The 17,473-nt window shown below is 64.4% G+C and carries 16 protein-coding genes, 2 tRNA genes and 1 pseudogene; 12 read left to right on the plus strand and 7 right to left on the minus strand.

Features of this window, described 5'->3' with window-relative positions; all coding sequences use genetic code 11:
• Positions 1-217: 217 nt before the first annotated feature.
• Positions 218-292: transfer RNA gene (locus KK488_RS02345), tRNA-Val, on the minus strand.
• A 195-nt stretch (positions 293-487) separates the two neighbouring features.
• On the opposite strand from KK488_RS02345, the gene hslV reads away from it, so the two are divergent.
• On the plus strand, positions 488-1,030 hold the full coding sequence (hslV, locus tag KK488_RS02350) for an ATP-dependent protease subunit HslV (protein ID WP_214621627.1): 543 nt from the start codon (positions 488-490) through the stop codon (positions 1,028-1,030).
• A 144-nt stretch (positions 1,031-1,174) separates the two neighbouring features.
• On the plus strand, positions 1,175-2,476 hold the full coding sequence (hslU, locus tag KK488_RS02355; protein WP_214621504.1) for an ATP-dependent protease ATPase subunit HslU: 1,302 nt from the start codon (positions 1,175-1,177) through the stop codon (positions 2,474-2,476).
• Positions 2,477-2,581: 105 nt separating this feature from the next.
• Here hslU and KK488_RS02360 read toward each other — a convergent pair whose 3' ends face one another.
• Complete coding sequence (locus KK488_RS02360) at positions 2,582-3,205, minus strand: TetR/AcrR family transcriptional regulator (RefSeq protein ID WP_214621505.1); 624 nt, start codon at positions 3,203-3,205, stop codon at positions 2,582-2,584.
• A 150-nt stretch (positions 3,206-3,355) separates the two neighbouring features.
• Here KK488_RS02360 and KK488_RS02365 point away from each other — a divergent pair, with 150 nt between their 5' ends.
• The 4 genes from KK488_RS02365 (at position 3,356) to KK488_RS02380 (ending at position 7,679) form a co-directional block, all read left to right on the plus strand.
• A complete protein-coding gene (locus tag KK488_RS02365) occupies positions 3,356-4,735 on the plus strand; it encodes a sulfatase family protein (RefSeq protein ID WP_214621506.1) in 1,380 nt (459 codons plus the stop codon).
• An 81-nt stretch (positions 4,736-4,816) separates the two neighbouring features.
• Positions 4,817-5,593 carry an enoyl-CoA hydratase-related protein gene (locus KK488_RS02370; protein ID WP_214621507.1) on the plus strand — a complete coding sequence of 259 codons (777 nt, stop codon included), beginning with the start codon at positions 4,817-4,819 and terminating at the stop codon, positions 5,591-5,593.
• Between the two features lie 8 nt (positions 5,594-5,601).
• Positions 5,602-6,240: an HAD family hydrolase gene (locus tag KK488_RS02375; protein WP_214621508.1), complete on the plus strand. Its 639-nt coding sequence runs from the start codon at positions 5,602-5,604 to the stop codon at positions 6,238-6,240.
• 68 nt (positions 6,241-6,308) lie between these two features.
• Positions 6,309-7,679, plus strand: coding sequence for an MATE family efflux transporter (locus KK488_RS02380; protein ID WP_214621509.1), 1,371 nt, complete (start codon positions 6,309-6,311; stop codon positions 7,677-7,679).
• A 60-nt stretch (positions 7,680-7,739) separates the two neighbouring features.
• On the opposite strand, the pseudogene KK488_RS21765 reads toward KK488_RS02380, so the two are convergent.
• Positions 7,740-7,868 (minus strand): annotated as a pseudogene (locus KK488_RS21765) (PEPxxWA-CTERM sorting domain-containing protein); the annotation flags it as partial.
• A gap of 915 nt (positions 7,869-8,783) precedes the next feature.
• Here KK488_RS21765 and KK488_RS02390 point away from each other — a divergent pair.
• The gene (locus tag KK488_RS02390; protein ID WP_214621510.1) at positions 8,784-9,341 is read left to right on the plus strand and encodes a PEPxxWA-CTERM sorting domain-containing protein; all 558 of its coding nucleotides are present in this window, start codon (positions 8,784-8,786) and stop codon (positions 9,339-9,341) included.
• A 138-nt stretch (positions 9,342-9,479) separates the two neighbouring features.
• On the opposite strand, the gene KK488_RS02395 is transcribed toward KK488_RS02390, so the two are convergent.
• Positions 9,480-9,569, minus strand: a tRNA-Ser gene (locus KK488_RS02395).
• A gap of 145 nt (positions 9,570-9,714) precedes the next feature.
• Here KK488_RS02395 and hspQ point away from each other — a divergent pair.
• Entirely contained in the window at positions 9,715-10,125 is a 411-nt protein-coding gene (gene hspQ / locus KK488_RS02400) for a heat shock protein HspQ (RefSeq protein WP_214621511.1), read from the plus strand.
• A gap of 612 nt (positions 10,126-10,737) precedes the next feature.
• Here hspQ and KK488_RS02405 read toward each other — a convergent pair.
• The gene (locus KK488_RS02405) at positions 10,738-11,580 is read right to left on the minus strand and encodes an ABC transporter permease (RefSeq protein ID WP_214621512.1); all 843 of its coding nucleotides are present in this window, start codon (positions 11,578-11,580) and stop codon (positions 10,738-10,740) included.
• Between the two features lie 142 nt (positions 11,581-11,722).
• Here KK488_RS02405 and KK488_RS02410 point away from each other — a divergent pair, with 142 nt between their 5' ends.
• Positions 11,723-12,433: a GcrA family cell cycle regulator gene (locus KK488_RS02410; protein WP_214621513.1), complete on the plus strand. Its 711-nt coding sequence runs from the start codon at positions 11,723-11,725 to the stop codon at positions 12,431-12,433.
• On the opposite strand, the gene KK488_RS02415 is transcribed toward KK488_RS02410, so the two are convergent.
• Positions 12,409-12,699 (minus strand): hypothetical protein, encoded by a 291-nt coding sequence (locus KK488_RS02415; RefSeq protein ID WP_214621514.1) that lies wholly within the window; start codon positions 12,697-12,699, stop codon positions 12,409-12,411. The two genes, KK488_RS02410 and KK488_RS02415, sit on opposite strands and share 25 nt — an antisense overlap.
• A 207-nt stretch (positions 12,700-12,906) precedes the next feature.
• Between KK488_RS02415 and parE the strand changes: the two genes are divergently transcribed.
• Together parE and KK488_RS02425 are read left to right on the plus strand one after the other, a co-directional pair.
• Positions 12,907-14,889 carry a DNA topoisomerase IV subunit B gene (gene parE, locus KK488_RS02420; protein ID WP_214621515.1) on the plus strand — a complete coding sequence of 661 codons (1,983 nt, stop codon included), beginning with the start codon at positions 12,907-12,909 and terminating at the stop codon, positions 14,887-14,889.
• A 93-nt stretch (positions 14,890-14,982) separates the two neighbouring features.
• Complete coding sequence (locus KK488_RS02425; RefSeq protein ID WP_214621516.1) at positions 14,983-15,693, plus strand: DUF899 family protein; 711 nt, start codon at positions 14,983-14,985, stop codon at positions 15,691-15,693.
• A gap of 13 nt (positions 15,694-15,706) precedes the next feature.
• Here the strand turns inward: KK488_RS02425 and KK488_RS02430 are convergent, their stop codons facing one another.
• The gene (locus KK488_RS02430; protein WP_214621517.1) at positions 15,707-17,155 is read right to left on the minus strand and encodes a sigma-54-dependent transcriptional regulator; all 1,449 of its coding nucleotides are present in this window, start codon (positions 17,153-17,155) and stop codon (positions 15,707-15,709) included.
• A gap of 171 nt (positions 17,156-17,326) precedes the next feature.
• Between KK488_RS02430 and KK488_RS02435 the strand changes: the two genes are divergently transcribed.
• A complete protein-coding gene (locus tag KK488_RS02435; protein ID WP_214621518.1) occupies positions 17,327-17,467 on the plus strand; it encodes an aa3-type cytochrome c oxidase subunit IV in 141 nt (46 codons plus the stop codon).
• Positions 17,468-17,473 lie beyond the last annotated feature (6 nt).

A 17,473-nucleotide genomic window follows, 5' to 3' on the forward strand; every position in this document is an offset into this window, starting at 1 on the left:
TCATTTCGAGATTCCCGGACCAAAGCTCTTATTTTCCGCCAGAACCTCCGCGAGCATTGCTCGCTTTCGCCCGGCGGCCGCTACCAGACGCTGCGCGAGGGAAACAGGCGGATGACGCATGGAAGCCTCACGAAAACCTGGAAAGTTTGCTGCTCCAGTGATGGCACTGCCCGGCGCGGGGCGCAACGATGGCGCGAGCGGCGGTGCTGTGCGGAGATGGTGGGCGCGGTAGGGATTGAACCTACGACCCCACCCGTGTGAAGGGTGTGCTCTACCACTGAGCTACGCGCCCGGCGATCAGTGTCGCGGAGGCGAGCGCTTTGACGAGAGTGGGCCGCGCTGTCAAGCCGCAAGCCTGTTTCGCGCTGTCCCGTGGTTTCGAGAACCCTGCCCTGTGCGCCGATGTTTGACATGCCTCCGCGCCTGCTTGCGCCGACGACGGCTCCAACCCATATGGCGGACCATGACCGCTCAAGACCATCACGCCATGCCGGTCTGGCACGGCACCACCATCCTCTCCGTCCGCTCCTCCGGCAAGGTCGTCGTCATCGGCGATGGCCAGGTCTCGATGGGGCAGACCGTCATGAAACCCAATGCCCGCAAGGTACGCCGCCTGCATGATGGCAGCGTCATCGGCGGCTTTGCCGGCGCCACGGCCGATGCTTTCACCCTGTTCGAGCGCCTCGAGGGCAAACTGGAGCGCCACAACGGCCATCTCATGCGCGCCGCCGTCGAGCTCGCCAAGGACTGGCGGACGGACAAATATCTGCGCAATCTTGAAGCGATGATGATCGTCGCCGACAAGGAAACGACTTTGATCCTCACCGGCAATGGCGATGTGCTGGAGCCGGTCAATGGCATCGCAGCGATTGGATCGGGCGGCAATTACGCGCTCTCCGCCGCACGTGCGCTTATGGATTACGAGAAGGACGCTGAGACTCTGGCGCGCAAGGCCATGAGCATCGCGGCGGAGATCTGTGTCTATACCAATGACAGCCTGACCATCGAGACCCTGGACAGCACGACCTGACCCTGACTTAACCCCTCCCTTTCAAGGGAGGGGTTGGGGTGGGTGGCGCGAAGCGCTCGGCAACCTGTCCCCCTAAACAACTGACCGCTGGCGCGGTCACACCCACCCCCTACCCCTCCCTTGAAAGGGAGGGGGGAGTAGAAAATGAACGACGCACTCACCCCCAAAGCCATTGTCGCGGCGCTCGATGCGCACATTATCGGCCAGGCCGATGCCAAGCGCGCCGTCGCCGTCGCCCTGCGCAACCGCTGGCGCCGCCAGAAGCTCTCGCCCGATCTGCGCGACGAGGTGACGCCCAAGAACATTCTGATGATCGGGCCGACCGGCTGCGGCAAGACCGAGATCAGCCGCCGCCTCGCCAAGCTCGCCGACGCGCCCTTCATCAAGGTCGAGGCGACCAAGTTCACCGAGGTCGGCTATGTCGGCCGCGACGTCGAGCAGATCGTGCGCGATCTCGTCGAGGAGTCCGTCCGCCTGGAGCGCGAGCGCCGGCGCGAGGCAGTGCGAGGCGCGGCGTCTGAGGCGGCGATGGGCCGGCTGCTCGATGCGTTGACCGGCAAGGAAGCCAGCGAGGCGACCCGCCTCTCCTTCCGCCAGAAGATCGAAGCCAGCCAGATGAACGATGTCGAGGTCGAGGTCGAAGTCGCCGACAGCCCCTCCGCGCCGATGGAAATCCCCGGCATGGGCGGCAATATCGGCATGATCAACCTCTCCGACATGATGGCCAAGGCAATGGGCGGCCAGCAGAAGAAACGGCGCAAGATGCGTGTTGCGGATGCGTGGGATAAACTTGTCGAGGAAGAACAGGATAAACGTCTCGACCCGGACGATGTCGCGCGCGTCGCCATTGCCGCGGCCGAGCAGAACGGCATCGTCTTCCTCGACGAGATCGACAAGATCGCGGTCAGCGACGTGCGCGGCGGATCGGTCAGCCGCGAGGGCGTCCAGCGTGATCTCCTGCCGCTGATCGAGGGCACCACCGTCGCCACCAAATACGGCCCGCTCAAGACCGACCATATCCTGTTCATCGCGAGTGGCGCCTTCCACGTCGCCAAGCCGAGCGACCTGCTGCCCGAGCTGCAGGGCCGCCTGCCGATCCGCGTCGAGCTCAAGGGCCTGACCGAGGAGGATTTCGTCGCGATCCTCTCCGACACCAAGGCCTCGCTGCCCGAGCAATATGCCGCGCTGCTGGCGACCGAGGGCGTCACGATCAGCCTGGAGCCGGACGGCATCCGCGCGATCGCGAAGATCGCCGCCGGCGTGAACGAGCAGGTCGAGAATATCGGCGCGCGCCGCTTGCAGACGGTGATGGAGAAGCTGCTGGAGGATGTGAGCTTCGAGGCCGACACGCGCGCCGGCGAGACGATCCGCATCGACGCGGCCTATGTCGACCGGCAGCTCTCAAGCATCGCCAAGAATACCGATCTCAGCAAATATATCCTCTGACGGGGATTCCCGCCCCTGTTCCGTCATCCGGCGAAAGCTGGGATCTCATGCCGGCACGAAGCGCCTCCCGCCTGAGACCCCGGCTTTCGCCGGGGTGACGAGAAGTCACGCGAGATCGAGCGCCGCCACGGTCAGGAATATCCGCTTGAGCGTCGGCAGGAACGCGGCCTGGTCGATCCGCAACGGGCCGGGATCGTTGAGCAGCGCATTGTTGAGCACGCTGTTGAACACCTGAACGGCAAGGTCGAGCCGGTGACGCTCCGAGGAGTCGAGCGGCCTTGCCCGGCTCGCTCCCAATTCCTCCGCAAATTTCTGGCGAATGGCTGCGAGCAGTTGTCTGAAAGGCTCCCAGCTCTGCGGATCGTCCATCGCCCGTTGCAGGGCGGCGCGCCAGAAGTAGCGATGGGACCGGATCCGCTCATACAAGCTCTCGAGATTGTGATCGATCACGGCCAGCGGCGTCGACGCCGGGCGCGCGACCTCAAGGCGCGCATGGCCCGCAGCAAGCCAGAGCTTGATCAGCACCGTCAGAAACTCGTCCTTGCTGCCGAAGCGCTGGTAGAAGATGCCGACCGATCGCCCCGCTTGCCTGGCGATCATCGCGACCGAGACCGCTTCCCACGGCGTGTCGCGCAGGATCGCCCAGCCCGCGTCGATCAGCGACTGCTGCGTCTGCAGGCTGCGCGATTGCTTCGGTTGCGGGATGTCCAGGTCGAAACGCGACGTCATGGGCCTTCCTTATCGGCGGGTTTGCGTCATTGCCATCCTGCGCGGCGGAGGTCCTTGATGCGCAATCTTGCCAACGCGGCAAAGCCGCTCTAGCATATGTGAAACTATATTCATATTTTATGCCGCAAGAGCACGAGGAGGATGTCGACCATGCCGATCACGAGACGTGGTGTCCTGGGCGGAGCCCTGGGCGCGGGAGCGGCGCTGATGTCCGGAGAGGCGCTCTCGGCTGACATGACCGGGAAGGCGCCGCGACAGCCGAACATCCTCTACATCATGGCCGACGACATGGGGTACGGCGATCTCGGTTGCACCGGCAAAGCCTATGACACGCCGAACATCGACCGGATCGCCGCCGAGGGGCTGCGCCTGACACAGGCCTATGCCAATAGCTGCGTGTGCACTGCGACCCGCGTCGGCCTGATCACCGGCCGCTACCAGAACCGCCTGCGCATCGGCCAGGAAGAGCCGCTGGCCGCGAATTCCGACAAGATCGGCCTGGAGCCGAGCGTGCCCACCATGCCGCGCTACATGAAGCAGCTTGGCTATCGCACCGTGCTGGTCGGCAAATGGCATATGGGCGACGGTCCGCGCTTCGGCCCGCTGAAGAGCGGCTACGACCGGTTCTTCGGCCTGTATGCGGGCGGGAAAGACTATTTCATCCAGCCCAAGGACGGCAGCGCGGCCCTGCGCGACGGCGATCAGATTCTGGCCTCTCATCGCTACCTGACCGACGAGCTGGGCGATCGCGCCGTGCGCGAGATACGCGAAGCAAAGACGGATGACGCGCCGCTGTTCCTCAGCCTGCATTTCACCGCGCCGCACTGGCCCTGGGAAGGCCCGGAGGACATGAAGGTCGCCGAGGCGCTCTCCAATATCATGCATCATGACGGCGGCAGCATCGCCACCTTCCAGAAGATGCTGACCTCGCTCGACGTCAATGTCGGCAAGGTGCTGCAGGCGCTCGCCGACACCGGCCAGATGGAAGACACGATCGTGGTCTTCACGAGCGACAATGGCGGCGAGCGCTTCTCCAATGTCTGGCCGTTCACCGGCATGAAGGGCGAACTGCTGGAAGGCGGCCTGCGCGTGCCGGCGCTGATCCGCTGGCCCGGCCGCATCAAGCCGGGAAGCCAGTGCGATCAGGTGGCGATCTCGATGGACTGGATGCCCACCTTCCTCGCGGCAGCCGGCGCCCCGGCCGCCTTCACCGCACCGACCGACGGGATGGACATCCTGCCTCACCTGTTCGGTGCGCCGAGCGTGCCTCGCAAACTGTTCTGGATGTACAAAGCGAACAATCAGGCCGCGCATCGCGACGGCGACTGGAAATATCTGCGCCTCGGCGCCTACGAGCACCTCTTCAACATCGTGGAGGACGCGCATGAGCGCGCCGACCTCTCCAAGCGCGAGTCGGCCCGGTTCGAGGCCATGAAGAAGGCCCATGCCGACTGGACCGCGACCATGCTGCCCTACCCCAAGGACAGTTACAGCTGGGACATTCACGGCCAGGTGCCCGACCGCTATTGAGGCGGGATTGCATGATTTGAAGCTGCAAGGGCGCCGCCGATCGGCTAGCGAGGCGATCGGCGAGGCAAGGAGCAGATGATCATGAGCTATGAGACGATCCTGGTGGAGCAGCGCGGCGCCGTCACGCTGGTGACGCTCAATCGCCCGCAGGCGCTCAATGCGCTCAACAGCCAGGTACTGGCCGACCTCATCGCGCTGTTCGCCGCCTATGACGCCGACGAGAGCCAGCACTGCCTCGTCCTCACCGGCAGCGAAAAGGCGTTCGCGGCGGGCGCGGACATCAAGGAGATGGCCGACAAGTCCGCCGCCGACATGTATCTGCGCGAGCTCTACTCGGAATGGACGACGCGGATCTGCGCGACGCGCAAGCCCTGGATCGCCGCGGTCGCCGGCTTCGCGCTCGGCGGCGGCTGTGAGCTCGCGATGATGGCCGATTTCATCATCGCCGCCGACACGGCGAAGTTCGGCCAGCCCGAGATCACGCTGGGCGTCGCGCCGGGCATGGGCGGATCGCAGCGCCTCACCCGCGCCATCGGCAAGGCCAAGGCGATGGAGATGTGCCTCACCGGCCGCATGATGGGCGCGCAGGAAGCCGAGCAGGCCGGGCTGGTCGCGCGCGTCGTGGCCGCCGCCGATCTGGTCGACGAGGCGCTCAAGACCGCGCAGAAGATCGCCGCCATGCCGCCCATGGCCGCGATCGCCAACAAGGAGCTGGTCAATCTCGCCTTCGAGGCGCCGCTCTCGCAGGCGCTGGTCAGCGAGCGGCGGCTGTTCCAGATCCTCTTCTCATCCGAGGACAAGGCGGAAGGCATGGCCGCCTTCATCGAGAAGCGCCCGGCGATCTGGAAGGGCCGCTGAACCTATCCGTGGCGACCGGCCGGATCGCCATCGCGCTCGATCTGGACGGCGTCGTCATCGAGTCGACGCAAGGCAAGTCCGACGCGTTCGTCGCTGTGTTCGCGAATCGCTGGCCGGATTGGGAAGCGCGCGTCCGCCGCTATAATGAGGCACATTTCGGCGTGCCCCGGCGCGAGAAGATGCGCGCGTTGCTCGGGCAGATCACGCCGGGCGCGCCGGTCGAGCCGACGCTTGCCGATCTGCTCGCCGACTATGCGGCGCGGCTCCAAACCGCGCTGACCGGCGTCCCGCTCGTGCCCGGCGTCGCGGCGTTGCTGCGGGCGGGACGATACAGCTTCTTCATCTGCTCCGCCGCGCCGGAAGCGGAGATCCGCCATATTCTCGCCCATCACGATCTGCTGGCCTGCGTCACCGCCATCTTCGACGGCACGACGCCCAAGCACGAGGCGCTGCGCCGGATCGCGCGCGATCATCCGGGCCGATGCCTGTTCGTTGGCGATGCGCCGGCCGATCAGCGCGCCGCGCGTGAAGCGGGCGTGCCCTTCGTCCTGCGGCGAACCGGGATGCAGCCGCTCCTGCCCGATGCCGACGCCATGATCGACGACTTCCACGGTTTCGAGGCGATCGTCTCGGCGCTGCTCCCCTAAAAGGCCACATCACCCTTCCCTCACCCGCTCCTCTTGCCTATGCGCAGGGCCGGAGGGGGGATCGCGACATGGCGAGCCGCATAAAAGGCGTGGCGATGACGCAGGGACCGCTGCTCGGCGTCCTGCTGCGCGTCGCGCTGCCGATCACCATCACCAATCTCGTCCAGTCGAGCTTCGACATCGTCAACGCCTTCTGGGTCGGGCGCCTGGGCGAAGCGGCCATCGCCGCCATCGCCGCCGGTGGCCCCCTGTTCGGCGTGCTCATCTCGCTCGGCTCGGGACTGTCGACCGCCGGCGCCGTGCTGATCGCGCAGAACGCGGGCGCCAAACGGTTCGACATGCTCGATCATGTCGCCGCGCAGACCCTGCTCATGGTCGCGCTGATGGCGCTCGGCTTCATGGCGCTGGGCATGAGCCTCGCCTCGACCACGCTCGATCTCATCGGCGTCGAGCCGCGCATCCATGATCTCGCCCAATCCTATCTCAATGTGCGCTATCTCAGCATGGTGCCGACCTTCGGCCTGATGGCGATGCAGGCCATGCTCCAGTCGGTCGGCGAGGTGCGCTTCGCGATGCGGGTGCAGATCAGCATGATCTTCGCCAACGCCGCGCTGGATCCGTTCCTCATCTTCGGCCTCGGCCCCTTCCCGCAGCTCGGGGTCATCGGCGCGGCGCTCGCGACGCTGATCGTCCAGCTCGGTGCGCTGGTCATCATCTTGCATCACCTGCTTTCGGGCCACTCGACGCTGCATCTGCGCTGGCATCATTTCCGCCCGGACTGGGCGCATATCCGCCTCGCCGGCAGCCTCGGCCTCCCCGCCTCGATCGAGCAGGGCATCCGCACCTTCAGCTCCTTGTTGCTCATGTCGCTGGCGGCCAGCTTCGGCACGCTCGGGCTGGCCGCCTATGGCGTCGGCTGCCGGCCGCTCTTCTTCTGGTTCACGCCGATGATCGGCCTGTCGATCGCGACCGCCGCCGTGGTCGGCCAGAATATCGGCGCCGGTCTCACCGCGCGGGCGGAGGAAGCCGCGCGCCTCGCCGCCTGGGTGGCCTTTCTCGGCATGACCGCGATCGGCCTCGCCCACCTGCCCTTCGTGCCCGCGATCATGCGCGCGCTGGCGCCGGGCGAACCCGCCGTCGTCTCCAGCGCCTCCGATTTCGCTTATGCCTATTTCCCGTTCCTTGGCATCCTCGCCGCGCCACAGGCCCTGCTCGGCGCGTTCCGGGGCGCGGGCAGCACGCGCCACAGCATGACCATCTCGATCGTCATGCAGTGGGTGTTCCAGATGCCGGCCGCCTACGTCATCGCCTTCGCGACCCCGCTCGGCATCCTCGGCGTCTGGTGGAGCTATGCCATCGCCAATGTCGGCGCGCTGATCCTGTGCACCCTCTGGTTCCGCTACGGGAGCTGGCGGCGGCGTCTCGTCGCGACGGCCTGATCTCGCCCTGCCCGGCTCAACTGTCCCAATATGGGATCGATGAGGCCTCCGCCTGCCGCCTCACATGGCCGCTGAGACCCGGAATGCGACGGGTCTGCGGCGACGCAAGCCAGCCCCCGCCAGCGCCATTCCGGCGATCATCAGCGCCCAGCTCGCGGGCTCGGGAATGCCGGGCAGCACGCCTTCGAGGCCGAAGGTGAAATCATCGATGCTGAACGGAACCTGCGACACGAACAGGCCGCGGGTGAAGATGGCCGGATTGTCCGCGCTGAAATAGGCATTCGTCCCGCCGGCCGGAATCATCCCCCAGAATATCTCGACTTCCCGGGAAGCGCCATAATCATAGCCCCAGAGCGTCACCGCGACGTCGGCGCTGTTGGTGAAGAAGGCGCCGACAGCCGGCCATGAAATATTATAGGGATCCTCGACATGAAATTCGATGGCCGTCCCTCGATAGACCTGCGTGCCAGACTTCGCCGGGTCGCTCGGCGTGGCGACGATCACTTCGCCGCCCGAGATGTGGATAAGAAAGATCCCATCGCCAAACGCGTCGACAACGAAACCCGTCGTCCCCGGCGCGAGCGTATCGAAATTCTCGACGAATACATCGTCCATCGCCGATGCCGGCGCGGCCGTTGCGAGGGCGCCGGCAGCCGCCAGCCCCCAAATCCAGTTCCGCATGACACTCTCCCACTTTGTCCGGCGGGAATATATCACGGCGACGCCTGCCTGTCGCGGCAGATGCCGTGCGTTAGGGCGCCCGGCATTTCACATTGAGCAGCCGCGGGGGCGAGATCGCCTGTTTGTCGCCGAGCCGCTTGAGTTCTCCGCTCCCACGGTGGCCATGAAAAGGGAGGCATGAGCGCTCCCGTGCTGACAAAGTGGCAGAGAGGGTGGTCACGCAACATCCGACGATCATCCGGATGCGGCCTCTGTCGCCATCTCGGTGCCGATCACCGGCGCCTCGAGCAACGACTGACCCACCACAGCGCTCCCGCTGGAAACGGGCGAGGCGTCGCTTGTTTCATTTCGAAACAGAAATCCATTTTCCGACTCACCAAAGCATGCGCATCGTCGCAAGTGTCATTGGTGGGAGATGATCAGATGCAAAAGATCCTTATCATAGCGCTGCTGATCCTTGGCGGAACGTCATCACAGGCTCATAGGCTAGAAACATTCGTCGATTTGACGCGGGTCGTTAAACCTTCGCCAGTCGATAATCCAGAATGGACGCATCTTGGAGTTTATCACATTTCCTTCGCAGGAGATGATTATTTACACATGAGCGTTAGTGGTTTTCCGACAGATTCCGCGAACTTTGTGCCCGGAAGTTGCTTCGAATGCGTTCGATTCGAGGCTTCTGGGGGGCAGCTTTTGATCAACTATATCCCTGAATATTATGGTCTGGTCGGAATTTTCGACATGAGTCTCGGGTTCAGTATCCCGCTGAATGCCGACCTTTCCAATCTTGGCGCAGGCAAATTAGTGTCGGGCTATTTTTCTGTCAGTGGACCGGCAAGGTATTGGCCGAACTATGGAGGGTTCGGCCCAGTCATAGCCGCCTACGTCCCCGAACCCGCGACCTGGGCCATGATGATCAGCGGCTTCGCGCTGGCAGGTGCAGCGATGCGTCGGCGCAAGGCCGCCGTCAGGTTCGCCTGATATTTAAACTGAGAGACACAAGCGCCCCGCTGGAAACGGTCGGAGCGCATTTTTCAGCGTACGCTAGCAGTGATGGCACGCCCCTAAAATCCTTAAGTCTTTGATTTTAGGCTTAAGTCCTTGATTTTAGGAAGGTAGTGGCGGAGAGGGTGGGATTCGAACCCACGGTACCCGTGAGGGCACGCCGCATTTCGAGTGCGGTGCTTTCGACCACTCAGCCACCTCTCCGCAGAGGCATTTCGCGCGCCGGGTGGTCATATCCGGCATGCCTTTAGAAATGCTGAGCGCGCGCTGTTAGCGGATGATCCGCGCTTTGCCAAGCGCCGCGAAGGCAAATCTTGCGCTTGCCCAAAAGCGCATTAGATCATGGGACATGGACCGTTCGCATAACACCAAGACCATCCCCGCCTCCACCGATCCGGCCGCGCCGCCCCAGGGCGTTTCCGGCGCCGCGCCGCTGATCGCGCACGCGCGTTTCCGCATCGGCGACACGGTGCGCCATCGCATGTTCGGCTTTCGCGGCGTGGTGTTCGACATCGACCCCGTCTTCGCCAACAGCGAGGACTGGTACGAGGCGATTCCAGCCGCCAGCCGGCCGGCCCGCGACCAGCCTTTCTATCATCTTTTCGCCGACAATGGCGAATCGAGCTATGTCGCTTATGTCAGCCAGCAGAATCTGGTGGTCGATGAAAGCGGCGACCCGATCGACCATCCGGCGATCGACGCCCTGTTCGAGCAGCAGGAAGACGGCAGCTACGAGTTGGATCCGAGCCGCTGGCATTGAGCGATAATATTCGCTCCCTGAGTCCTCTTCGCTAACCCTCTCGGTTCGCATCGAGCGAAGTCGAGACCAGTACTGGTCCGCCATGAGCGTCTAGGACCCGTGGACAAATTCGGGAGGGCGGCTATCCGGAGATATCGCCCAAAAGCGGACGGTCGGGACACGACGACATTGCGGGCACACCGTCCAAATCATAAGGTGATCCAGTAACTGCGCTGATGCTCCAGCGGAAATGCCGTGAGGATGTCCCGTGCTAAATCTCGCTTTTATACTGGCGATGTGGGCCTTGGTGACCGGGTTACTGCTTTGGCTCCTAATAGACTGTTTGCGACGCGGCGTGGTGGGTTCAGGCAGTGTCTGGCGGCCAAGGGATGCCCATCGCGACAAACAGCCAATCCGTTATTGGACAGGCATCGCCGCGCTTACGATCGGGGTAGCGGGGATGATCGGCAATTTAGTTTATGTGATGATACGATAGCGCGGCGGGCAGAAGGTCCGCTCCCCACGATGTTTCGGCCGTGCACCACGGCCGCGAGGTATTCCCATAGCAGCCCCGAATGTCGGGAGCTTATCGAATGAGATGGCCGCCCCGGAAAGGCGCGCCTCCGGCTTCCCTCAGGCCTTGATCTTCCACCCCGTCCGGATCGCGACATAGCAGATCGCGCCGAGCACGACATTCAGCCCCAGCATCACCAGCGCGCCGAGCAGGATCGGCGAGTCCGATGCCGCGAGGAAGCCATAGCGGAAGCCCGAGATCGCGTAGAAGAAGGGATTGGCGTGGCTGATCGTGCGGAACAGCGGCGCGACATGATCCATCGAATAGAAGGTGCCGGAGAGCAACGAGAGCGGCGTCACGATGAAATTGCCGATCGCGGCGGCATGATCGAACTTGTCGGCCCAGATCGCGGTCAGGATGCCCATGAACGCAAGCACCGCCGGTCCGGTGATGCCAAACCAGACGACCGCCCAGAGATGATGCGGCATGACATGGACGCCCGGCCACAGCAGCATCGCGCCCCAGATCGCCAGGCCCACGAACACCGAGCGCGTCACCGAGGAGGCGACCAGCGCGAAGAGCAGCTCGCCGGCGGAGATGGGCGGCATCAGATAGTCGACGATCGTCCCCTGGATCTTGGCGGGGAGCAGGCTGGAGGCCGAATTCTGGAAGCTGTTCTGCACCATCGCCGAGATGATCAGACCCGGCGCCACGAAATCGGCGAACTTGACGCCCATGACCATGAGGCCACCGCGCCCGAGCGCGACCGTGAAGATGACCAGGAACAGCAGGGTGGTGAGTGCCGGCGCCCAGATGGTCTGAAGCTGCACCTTCATGAAGCGGCGCACCTCCTTCATGTAGAGCGCGCCCATCCCGGCCCAGTTGATGCTGTGGATCGTCGCGACGCCCGGCTCGTGCCGGATCAGCGACGGTGTGAAGGACTCCATGTTCTGGTCGGCCATGCCCCGCCCCTACCGCCTCGCACCAAGGGCGGCAACGGCTAACGGTGCGTCATGGCCCGAAAAACTTGCCGATTGCGCAGCCCGGATTTGACCTTTTCGAGCCTCGTGCCCATATGAGGCCCTTCAGATAAAGGAAGCACTCTTGTCCTGGACAGACGAACGCATCGAGCAGCTGCGGCAGATGTGGGAACGCGGCATGACCGCGAGCCAGATTGCCGATGAACTTGGCGGTGTCAGCCGCAACGCCGTGATCGGCAAGGCGCATCGCCTCGGCCTGCAGGCCCGCCCCTCGCCGGTGAAGGCGACGGATGCCGCGCCCAAGCCGGCAGCGGCCCCGGCCGCGCGCAAGCCTGCCGCGCCCAAGATCGAGGCTGGCGCGAGCGACGAGCCGCGCGTCAGGCCGCAGCCCAAGGCGCCCACCGCGCCTGTCGAGCCCCGCCCCGCTCCCGTCGCCTCGCAGAACGCCGCGCCGCAGGCATCGGACGATGACGCGCCCGTCGCCCCCAAGGCGCCGCAGCCCCGCATCGTCTCGGTCGGCCCCGGCGGCTTTCTGCGTCAGGGTCCCGGCGAGATGCAGCAGCCGATCCCGCCCGCGCCGCCGCGCCGCCTCGTGCCGGCCAAGCCGAGCGCGGAGATCGCCGGCAAGACCAGCCTGCTCGATCTCAACGAGAAGATCTGCAAATGGCCGATCGGTCATCCGGGCGAGCCGGATTTCCACTTCTGCGGCGACAAGGTGAACCCCGGCTTCCCTTATTGTGTCGACCATTGCGGCCGCGCCTATCAGGCCCAGCTGCCGCGCGGCACCCGCCGCCCGCCACCGCCGCTGCCTTATGGCGGACCGCGGGTGCGCTGAAGCGTCCGCTGATCCCATTGGCATGAGAAAAGCCGCTCTTCGGGGCGGCTTTTTTTTTTCTGGCCTTCTGTCCTATCGAACCGTCGACCAGTATGAAGGGGCGTGAAGTTCCGGCTTCCCCGCTCTTTAGCATCGTCAAGAAAATCTAGAAAATCCAGTGGTTTGTACTCGGTCAAGGCGAATTTTTCGTCACTCCCATGCACCACACGCCTGATGTTCATGAAGTTTCGAAGGTCAAGCGTCTGAAAAACAATATTTTTCATCATTCGGATGGTGTTGGAAACGGGGCGTCCATGCACCCCATCCGAGAAGTTATCCGACCGGAGGCGCACGATAGGCGACGATGAAAGGCGGAATGCGCGTCGCGGCGCGGAGTCGTTCGGCAGCGCCCGTCACGCCCCGCATCGGACGGCGAACAAAGCGCGCACAGTCTGCACTTGCGGACCCGACTCCCCACCCCGTATAGCTCGCCCATGTCAGACGACCTTTTCGAGCGCCCTGGCGGCGCCCGCGCCACCGAAAGCTACAACGCCTCCACCATCGAGGTTCTGGAAGGGCTGGAACCGGTCCGCCGGCGCCCGGGCATGTATATCGGCGGCACCGACGAGCGCGCGTTGCATCATCTCGGGTCTGAAGTGCTCGATAACAGCATGGACGAAGCCGTCGCGGGCTATGCCACGCGCATCGAGGTGACGCTGGAGGCCGGCAATCGCCTGACCATCACCGACAATGGCCGTGGCATCCCCGTCGACGAGCATCCCAAATTTCCGGGCAAATCGGCGCTCGAAGTCATCATGACCACGCTCCATTCCGGCGGCAAGTTCAGCGACAAGGCCTATCAGACCAGCGGTGGCCTGCACGGCGTCGGCATCAGCGTCGTCAATGCGCTCTCCTCCGATACCGAGATCGAGGTAGCGCTCAATCGCGAGCTCTATCGTCAGCGCTTCTCGCGCGGCCTGCCGCTCGGTTCGCTGGAGAAGGTCGGCGCGGCGCCCAACCGCCGCGGCACGGCGGTCAGCTTCACGCCGGACACCGAGATTTTCGGCGAGCTAAAGTTCAAGCCGGCGCGCCTGCATCGCCTCGCCCGCTCCAAGGCCTATCTGTTCGCCGGCGTCGAGATTCGCTGGAAATGCGATCCCTCGCTCATCACCGACGACACCCCGGCCGAGGCGGTGTTCCAGTTCCCCGGCGGCCTGTCCGATCATCTGCGCGAACAGCTTGGCGATCGCGAATGCGCGACGGCCGAGTTCTTCCGCGGTACGCAGGACTTCCCGGACGGTATGGGCCGGGTCGAGTGGGCCGTGGCCTGGCCGCTCTGGTCGGACGGCTCGACGAGCTGGTATTGCAACACCATCCCGACGCCGGATGGCGGCACGCACGAGGCGGGCCTGCGCGCCGCGCTCACCAAGGGCATCCGCGCCTTCGCCGATCTGGTCGGCCAGAAGAAAGCCAAGGACGTCCAGACAGAGGACGTCATGAACGGCGCCGAACTGATGCTCAGCGTCTTCATTCGCGATCCGCAGTTCCAGAGCCAGACCAAGGACCGTCTGACCAGCCCCGAGGCCGCGCGCCTCGTGGAAGCGGCCGTCCGCGATCATTTCGACCATTTCCTCGCCGACAATATGGATCGCGGCAAGGCGCTGCTCGGCCATATCCTCGAGCGCATGGACGAGCGCCTGAAGCGCCGCGCCGAGAAGGAGATCAAGCGCAAGACGGCGACCAGCGGCCGCAAGGTCCGCCTGCCCGGCAAGCTCACCGATTGCTCCTCCGATGATCCGGACGGCACCGAGCTCTTCATCGTCGAGGGCGACAGCGCCGGCGGCTCGGCCAAGCAGGCGCGCGACCGCAAGACGCAGGCGATCCTGCCGATCCGCGGCAAGATCCTCAACGTGGCCTCAGCCACCACCGCCAAGATCCTCGCCAATCAGGAAATCGCCGACCTCATCCTCGCCACCGGATGCGGGACCGGCAAGAACTGCAATGCCGACAATCTGCGCTACGAGCGGATCGTGATCATGACCGACGCCGATGTCGACGGCGCCCATATCGCAACCCTGCTGATGACCTTCTTCTTTCAGGAAATGCCCGATCTCGTCCGGCGCGGCCATCTCTACCTCGCGCAACCCCCGCTCTATCGCGTCGTGGCGGGCGGCAAGAGCGGCTATGCCGCCAATGACGAGGCGCTCGCTGCGCTGGTGGCGGGCGAGTTCAAGGGCAAGAAGGTCGAGGTCAGCCGCTTCAAGGGGCTGGGCGAAATGAACCCGATGCAGCTGCGCGAAACCACCATGGACCCCAAGGTCCGCCAGCTGGTCCGCATCACCCTGCCGCAGGAATATGAAGAGCGCGCAGGGGTCAAGGACCTGGTCGACCGCCTGATGGGCACCAATCCCGCCCACCGCTTCGCCTTCATCCAGGAGAATGCGGCGCAGGTGGATGAGGACGTGATCGACGCCTGATCGCCGGGGCGGATCGGCCCATCGTTATGCCGCTTGTCTCAGTTATTAAAGATAACTAACCTCATCGCTCGACTGGAATGAGAGGATGATGGCATGGCACTCGACGACAACGCCCTGAAACCAGCCAGCGAACTGGCGCGGCTCCGCAAGCCGCTCTTTCCCGGCGAAAGCGAAGCTTATTCTCAGGCACGTCTCAAGCATCTGGAGGAGGAAATCGCGTTTCGCCGACAGGCCACGCGCCTTGTCGAGCAGCGCCAGGCACTGCCACCTGGGCCGGTGATCGAGAAGAACTACCGTTTCAAGGACGAGAATGGCGCGGATATCGGGCTCATCGACCTGTTCGGTGATCATGACACGCTGATCAGCTACTTCTGGATGTACGGCCCCCAGCGCGAACGGCCGTGCCCGATGTGCACCAACTGGCTCGGCGGCGTAAACGGCAATGCCGCAGACGTGAAGCAGCGCGCGGCCCTCAAGGTCTTCGGCCGCAGTCCGACGACCCGCCAGCGCGCTTTCGCGATCGAGCGTGGATGGCAGCATCTCGATTTCGTGCAGACGGTCGGCGACGATTATGCGCGCGACATCGGCATTCTCGACGACGATGGATCGGAGGGTGCCGCCATTGTCGTGTTTCGCAAGGATGGCGACAAGGCCCGGCTCTTCTATGCTGCCGAGATGCCTTGGGAAGCTGCCGATCCGGGGCAGGATCCGCGCACCTATCCGGATATCGCACCACTCTGGAGCCTGCTTGACCTGACGCCGGAAGGGCGACCGGAGAAATGGTATCCCAAGCTCAATTATTGAGCCCGGCGCCGGATCACGCCGCCGTGTCGATCCCCAGCTCCGCGAGCTTGCGGTAGAGTGTCGAGCGCCCGATGCCGAGCCGGCGCGCCACTTCGGTCATGCGACCGCGATAATGGCCGATGGCGAGGCGAATGACGTCCGCTTCGATGTCCGAGAGCGAGCGCAGATGACCGTTCGTCTCGTAGAGCGTCACGCCAATGCCGTTCTCCTGAGCGCTGCGCACGATCGGCGTCATGCCCTTGCTCGCCCGCGGCCCGATATCTGCCTGGAGCTGTCCGGAGAGCTGCGGGAAATCGGCAACGGTCAGCGCATCGCCCTCACAGAGCACGGCGGCACGGAACAAGGTGTTGTGGAGCTGGCGAACATTGCCCGGCCAGTCATGTCGCCCGAGCAGGCTCAGCGCCTCGTTGGTGATGCCGAGGCTATGCAGCCCCGGCTGCGCCGCAATGCGATCAAGCAGGTGCCGCGCCAAGGCCGGAATATCGCCCACGCGCTCGCGCAGCGGCGGAATGGTGAGCTGGACGACGTTGAGGCGATAGTAGAGATCCTCACGGAAGCGCCCCGCCTCCACTTCGTCGATGAGGCGCTTGTTCGTCGCGGCGATGACGCGCACGTCGACCTGACTCGGCAGGCGCGCGCCGACCGGCTGGATCTCGCCGTCCTGCAGCACGCGCAGCAGCTTGACCTGCGCATCGAGCGGAAGCTCGCTGATCTCGTCGAGGAAGATGGTGCCGCCGTTGGCCGACATGAATTTGCCGACATGCCGCTCGAAGGCGCCGGTGAAGGCCCCGCGCTCATGGCCGAACAGGTCGGATTCCACCAGATTGGCGGGAATGGCCCCGCAATTGACCGTCACCATCGCCGCGCGAGCGCGGGGAGAGGTGGTGTGGATGGCGTGGGCGATAACTTCCTTGCCAACTCCGCTCTCACCCTCGATGAGGATCGGCACGCGGGCGCGCGCGGCTTTGGCCGCGATGGCGAGGGCAGCGCGAAAAGTCGGCGATGAGCCGACGATCTCGTCGAAGCCGAGCGGCGCGCGGATCTTCTCGGTCAGCGGCCGCAGCTCTCCGGCGGAGCTGGGATGCCTGAGCACGGACTGCAGCGCGGCCAGGAAGCTGTCCGGCGCGATCGGCTTGATCAGGAAGTCATGGGCGCCCGCGCGCATCGCCTCGACGGCCTGCGCGGCCGAGCTGTTCGCGGTCAACACGAGCACGGGCAGTTGCGGACGGCGCTCGTGAATCTCGCGAACCAGCGCGGTGGCTTCCAGGCCCTGCGTCCAATCGTCGATCACCACGGCGGACAGGCGCATGCCTTCGCGAGTGCCGAGCATGGCCAGCGCGTCTTCAGCGCTGTTCGCGCAGACCGTGCGCCATCCGGCCCGGTTGGCCATGGCGATATTCAGACGGCGCTGCGCGGGCTCATCGTCAACCAGCAGCAGGATTGGATTTTCAGCGTCGCTCATCGATAATTCCTGCACGTCCCCGGCGACCTTGATAGTGAAGGAGGGTAAAGAGCCGATTAAGCGCATGCGCCTCGCTGCATTTTCCGAACATGAACAGGCGCCAAGCCGCTTGAGATGACGTAACCTTGCCGCTAGGACGGCACCGGAGACGGAAGCAGGGAACCGGAAGAAATGGCAGAACATCAGGACATGACGCAGGCGAACAACACCTTCAGCGCGTTCACCACGCTGATGAAGTGGGGGACGATCGTGAGCGTGATCGCCGGCCTCCTCGTCATTCTCATCATTTCCCACGGAGGCGGCGCGAAATAGGCCGCC

The sequence above is a fragment of the Sphingobium nicotianae genome (assembly GCF_018603885.1).
GTDB lineage: Bacteria > Pseudomonadota > Alphaproteobacteria > Sphingomonadales > Sphingomonadaceae > Sphingobium > Sphingobium nicotianae.

Excerpts from the sequence above, each read along its gene's own strand:
- hslV (WP_214621627.1), top strand. The coding sequence starts at position 488 with ATGCCGGTCTGGCACGGCACCACCATCCTCTCCGTCCGCTCCTCCGGC.
- hslU (WP_214621504.1), top strand. The coding sequence starts at position 1,175 with ATGAACGACGCACTCACCCCCAAAGCCATTGTCGCGGCGCTCGATGCG.
- KK488_RS02360 (WP_214621505.1), bottom strand. The coding sequence starts at position 3,205 with ATGACGTCGCGTTTCGACCTGGACATCCCGCAACCGAAGCAATCGCGC.
- KK488_RS02365 (WP_214621506.1), top strand. The coding sequence starts at position 3,356 with ATGCCGATCACGAGACGTGGTGTCCTGGGCGGAGCCCTGGGCGCGGGA.
- KK488_RS02370 (WP_214621507.1), top strand. The coding sequence starts at position 4,817 with ATGAGCTATGAGACGATCCTGGTGGAGCAGCGCGGCGCCGTCACGCTG.
- KK488_RS02380 (WP_214621509.1), top strand. The coding sequence starts at position 6,309 with ATGGCGAGCCGCATAAAAGGCGTGGCGATGACGCAGGGACCGCTGCTC.
- KK488_RS02390 (WP_214621510.1), top strand. The coding sequence starts at position 8,784 with ATGCAAAAGATCCTTATCATAGCGCTGCTGATCCTTGGCGGAACGTCA.
- hspQ (WP_214621511.1), top strand. The coding sequence starts at position 9,715 with ATGGACCGTTCGCATAACACCAAGACCATCCCCGCCTCCACCGATCCG.
- KK488_RS02405 (WP_214621512.1), bottom strand. The coding sequence starts at position 11,580 with ATGGCCGACCAGAACATGGAGTCCTTCACACCGTCGCTGATCCGGCAC.
- KK488_RS02415 (WP_214621514.1), bottom strand. The coding sequence starts at position 12,699 with ATGATGAAAAATATTGTTTTTCAGACGCTTGACCTTCGAAACTTCATG.
- parE (WP_214621515.1), top strand. The coding sequence starts at position 12,907 with ATGTCAGACGACCTTTTCGAGCGCCCTGGCGGCGCCCGCGCCACCGAA.
- KK488_RS02425 (WP_214621516.1), top strand. The coding sequence starts at position 14,983 with ATGGCACTCGACGACAACGCCCTGAAACCAGCCAGCGAACTGGCGCGG.
- KK488_RS02430 (WP_214621517.1), bottom strand. The coding sequence starts at position 17,155 with ATGAGCGACGCTGAAAATCCAATCCTGCTGCTGGTTGACGATGAGCCC.
- KK488_RS02435 (WP_214621518.1), top strand. The coding sequence starts at position 17,327 with ATGGCAGAACATCAGGACATGACGCAGGCGAACAACACCTTCAGCGCG.